At 60.0% G+C, this 3,207-nt stretch carries 2 protein-coding genes and 1 pseudogene; 2 read left to right on the top strand and 1 reads right to left on the bottom strand.

Annotated elements, in window-relative coordinates; genetic code table 11:
- A pseudogene (locus PROAA_RS06120) lies at positions 1 to 797 on the bottom strand (class I poly(R)-hydroxyalkanoic acid synthase); the annotation flags it as partial.
- Between the two features lie 338 nt (positions 798 to 1,135).
- On the opposite strand from PROAA_RS06120, the gene PROAA_RS06125 reads away from it, so the two are divergent.
- Together PROAA_RS06125 and PROAA_RS06130 are read left to right on the top strand one after the other, a co-directional pair.
- Complete coding sequence (locus tag PROAA_RS06125) at positions 1,136 to 2,203, top strand: hypothetical protein (protein WP_186410492.1); 1,068 nt, start codon at positions 1,136 to 1,138, stop codon at positions 2,201 to 2,203.
- A gap of 4 nt (positions 2,204 to 2,207) precedes the next feature.
- On the top strand, positions 2,208 to 3,207 hold a 1,000-nt coding region (locus PROAA_RS06130), incomplete at its 3' end, for a hypothetical protein (protein ID WP_186410493.1).

A 3,207-nucleotide genomic window follows, 5' to 3' on the forward strand; every position in this document is an offset into this window, starting at 1 on the left:
TCGACGATGTAGCCAACGAAGGAATTCTCGGGTTGCAGATCCATGAGGTAGTACTTGTTGATGCAGGGCGGTACGAGCAGAATCGGCCGTTCGGCAACCTTGCTGGTGCTCGGATGGTACTGGATCAATTGCATCAGATCGTTCTCGCAGATCACGGATCCGGGCGTCGTCGCAATGTTGCCGCCGATTTCGAATGCGCTTTCGTCGGTCATTGAAATATGGCCCTTCTCTAGATCGGCCAGCATGTTTCTGATGCCCGCAGTGATGCTCTCTCCCTTGGTCTCGAGGGCTGTCTTGATGAACTCCGGATTGGTCGCGGCGAAGTTGGACGGCGCCATGGCATCGACATACAGGCGCGTCAGGAACTGCACGCGTGTCCGGGTGGGCCCGTCGTTTATCGGCAGCGCTTCCGCGAGCTTCGTCAGATAGCTGGCGTTGAGCAGATAGGCTTGTTGCAGGTAAGAATAGAAAGGACTTTCGCTCCACTCTGGCGCTTTGAAGCGGCGATCACCCCCTTCCGGCCTGACCACCGGTTCGGGCGCCATGCCCGACCATGACTCCATCATTTTTTGCACCAGGTGCGCGTGTTCGGTAGCCAGTTCCTGCTGAAGTGAAGCGAGCGGTTCGAGATTTGGCATCGGCAACGGTGCCGAAGGTGCCAAAGGCGCCGATGCCGGCAACAGGACAGCCAACTGTTGCTTGGTGACGAAATCGAGGCAGGCTTGCGTCAATGCCTGACCGACCTGGAAAAAATTCAGTGCCGAGGCTGCAGATTGGGCAGATTGCTCTGTGTTCATGGACATCGTCCTTTCATCACAGTTTGCGGTCGAAAAACAGAGGGTACGGACGCTGTTTCTTTCGTATGCTCTCAATTCTGAGCATAGGTAACGAGGAAAACATATTCAAGCCGGCGATTCGGAGGCTTCCGTGTCCTGATAGGCATTGCGTGACTTATTGGTCAGAATCCAGTCTGAAACGAAACCGAATCGCGAGTGCTTGAAAGCCGGATCGTCGGTGAGAACTTTCTCCGGTTTCCCTTTCCTAACGCGTGGACTAGGGTGGTCATGCGACTTTGTCAATGGGCACAGCACTTAACAATATGTAGCGAAACGCCCAGTTCAGCGAGGTAGCGCTTATGAAATGCGTAAATCATTCCAATCTCCTCCTCCCCTTACTCTTTCTGCTTCTGATGGTGATCGCGGGTGGGGTCGCGGCGCAAACGGTGGATGGGGCCAGGATTACATCTACTTGCCAGGTTGAGCGACCGTCGGACAGCGGGCACGGGGCAAGGTCGGAGGATGCGCCTTCGGGCAGCGGTCTGAGCTTCTCTATCGGAGGTTTTGCCCTCGGTGGCAGCCGCCCCCGTTCGCCATCCTATGAAAGCGAAAGTGAAAATACACCGAGAGAAGAAAGCCATTCGCATGGCAATGTCGGGGTCGGCTTGTCCATCAATCTCGGCGAACTGTTCCGACATTTGGGCAAACCCGAAATACCGCAACAACTCTTCGAGGATGGGCCGCGATTTGAAAGTGCTTTCAGCATGGCCTGTATTCCGGTACGCGGATTTGTCCGCGGCGGTTGGCCCTTGGTCATTGATTATCAGGCCGACCCCGGTACCGTCGCGTCGGTGGAGATTCACGTCGAGGGTCGCGATCCGGTGGTGATTCCCCTGCGCCGAGGCAGCGAACACAATCTACTCAAATTGAGGCTGCCCGATCAGTTGGGGAACGAGCTTAGCCCCGCATTGTTGTTGGTGCGTGCGGTGAAGGACCAGCCCGGCGCTCCTGTGCTCGGCCGAATCAATGTGTTTGGTCTGGGGGCAGGTCCCCGGGCAGTAGGTTCGGTAGCCATCGACCAGGTCGACTTCCAGCCGGGAACGATGAGTCTCGGCAAGAAGGAAACCGCTCGATTCAGTTTTTATTCCCGCTCCGATTTCAACCGGGCGGCCGCTGAAGTATTGCGTGTGATCAACCGCGACGGCGACCTGCAGGTTCGCCTGGCCCGTTCCATTCCATTCGACGGCGGGGTGGCTGCGGGAACCTGGGTGGGCCGTGACAAACCCCTGATCTGGGACGGAACCGATGCCGACCGGCAACCTTCACTGGGCCAGCATCTGATGCAGGTTCGCGCCTGGCTGAGCGCGCAGGCCGGGGGCGACTGGGTTGCAGCGTGGTCGGCCTGGACGGTTGAAGTCACGCGCTGACGCGATGTTCGCGTCCATATTGCGCTACCGCTGGCTGCGGGAACTGCGGGCCCTCTGGCCGTGGGCCGTGGGGCTGCTACTGCTTGCCCTAGCAGGCCAGCTCGCGCTCACCTCGCCGCGCACCAGCGTCAATCTCGATTCGATCGGTTCTCTAAGAGCATTGCCCGGACAGGCGATTACGCTGAGTCACCCGGTCTCGGAAAGAGTCCTCGTTACTTACACTTCGGGCCGTGAAGGCGGCCTTGACCTGCGTTTCGAGCAGGCGCGTTTGGCGCCGGAAACACTGGAGCTTCTGCGTCGTGTGGGGATCATGGCGCCAGCCGTCGAAGCGCCAGCGAGCTGGATTACCCGTGCCGAACCGGGGATCGGAGCCGAAAGCATGTCAAGTTTCGAGGTGGCGGCGGTCGACTCTGGCAAGCTTCCCCGCACGTTGCTGCTGCGCGTTCTGGCCGGCGCCACCCCTCGCCAGGTGCGCTTGGAATTGCTTGCACGTGGCGCGCCGCTGGAAGTCACTCTTGCACTGCCGTGGACTGGCGATGCACACGCGCCGCGCAAGATGTTGCGGCTTGGCGAGACCGAGCTTTTGCTACCAGGAGCCCTGCCAATAAAGTTGCTGATTCCGCCGGAGGCAAGCATGCGGGCAATCATCAGTCTGCCGGACAAGCCGCAAGCCTCACAGTCTGCCGACCTTGAATTCGGAACCTTCACGGGTCGGGAAGGCGGCGGCCTGGCGGTGTCAGCACTCGGTATAGAGGCCGCTCCTGGCGCAGGATCCCTTCTCGCGTGTGGCGGCACGGCCGGGAGCCTGCTGTGGCGGGCTGCAGGGCGACTGGCCACTGGCGATTGTCCGGAAAGCGTCGGGCCGATCACCGTACGTTCGCTGCAGCTGCGGTCGGACATGGCTGATCTGACGGTGGGCGGCGACGCCTGGGTGCTCGAGGATGGACAGCCCCTGGGCGAAGATCTCCTTAGCCGCCTGCGCCAACAGCCGGTTTGGTGGGCGC

Source organism: Candidatus Propionivibrio aalborgensis, assembly GCF_900089945.1.
Lineage (GTDB): Bacteria > Pseudomonadota > Gammaproteobacteria > Burkholderiales > Rhodocyclaceae > Propionivibrio > Propionivibrio aalborgensis.

Excerpts from the sequence above, each read along its gene's own strand:
- PROAA_RS06125 (WP_186410492.1), top strand. The coding sequence starts at position 1,136 with ATGAAATGCGTAAATCATTCCAATCTCCTCCTCCCCTTACTCTTTCTG.